This is a genomic window from Streptomyces sp. NPDC001157 (assembly GCF_053598255.1).
Window position 1 is genome coordinate 1 of sequence record NZ_JBSFJW010000098.1, and the last position, 1,059, is coordinate 1,059.

Genomic DNA, 1,059 nt, shown 5'->3' on the forward strand with positions numbered 1-1,059 from the left:
CTCGTGACTGCGTGCCTTTTGAAGAATGAGCCTGCGAGTTTGCGGTGTGTTGCGAGGTTAACCCGGGTGGGGTAGCCGTAGCGAAAGCGAGTCCGAACAGGGCGTTTCAGTAGCACGCTCAAGACCCGAAGCGGAGTGATCTAGCCATGGGCAGGTTGAAGCGGAGGTAAGACTTCGTGGAGGACCGAACCCACCAGGGTTGAAAACCTGGGGGATGACCTGTGGTTAGGGGTGAAAGGCCAATCAAACTCCGTGATAGCTGGTTCTCCCCGAAATGCATTTAGGTGCAGCGTCGTGTGTTTCTTGCCGGAGGTAGAGCACTGGATAGGCGATGGGCCCTACCGGGTTACTGACCTTAGCCAAACTCCGAATGCCGGTAAGTGAGAGCGCGGCAGTGAGACTGTGGGGGATAAGCTCCATGGTCGAGAGGGAAACAGCCCAGAGCATCGACTAAGGCCCCTAAGCGTACGCTAAGTGGGAAAGGATGTGGAGTCGCAGAGACAACCAGGAGGTTGGCTTAGAAGCAGCCACCCTTGAAAGAGTGCGTAATAGCTCACTGGTCTAGTGATTCCGCGCCGACAATGTAGCGGGGCTCAAGCGTACCGCCGAAGTCGTGTCATTGCAGCAATAGGGCCAACGCCTGCTGTGATGGGTAGGGGAGCGTCGTGTGCCGGGTGAAGCAGCGCCGGAAGGCAGTTGTGGACGGTTCACGAGTGAGAATGCAGGCATGAGTAGCGATTCACACGTGAGAAACGTGTGCGCCGATTGACTAAGGGTTCCTGGGTCAAGCTGATCTGCCCAGGGTAAGTCGGGACCTAAGGCGAGGCCGACAGGCGTAGTCGATGGATAACCGGTTGATATTCCGGTACCCGCTGTGAAGCGTCAAACATCGAACCCATTAATGCTAAGGCCGTGAAGCCGCCCCGGAGCCTTCGGGCAAAGGGGAGTGGTGGAGCCGCTGACCCAAGGTGGTAGTAGGTGAGTGATGGGGTGACGCAGGAAGGTAGTCCAGCCCGGGCGGTGGTTGTCCCGGGGTAAGGGTGTAGGCCGTGCGATAGG

At 58.0% G+C, this 1,059-nt stretch carries 1 rRNA gene; it reads left to right on the forward strand.

Annotation, left to right across the window (positions count from 1 at the left end):
* Positions 1–1,059 (forward strand): 23S ribosomal RNA (locus ACWDAG_RS47740); the annotation flags it as partial.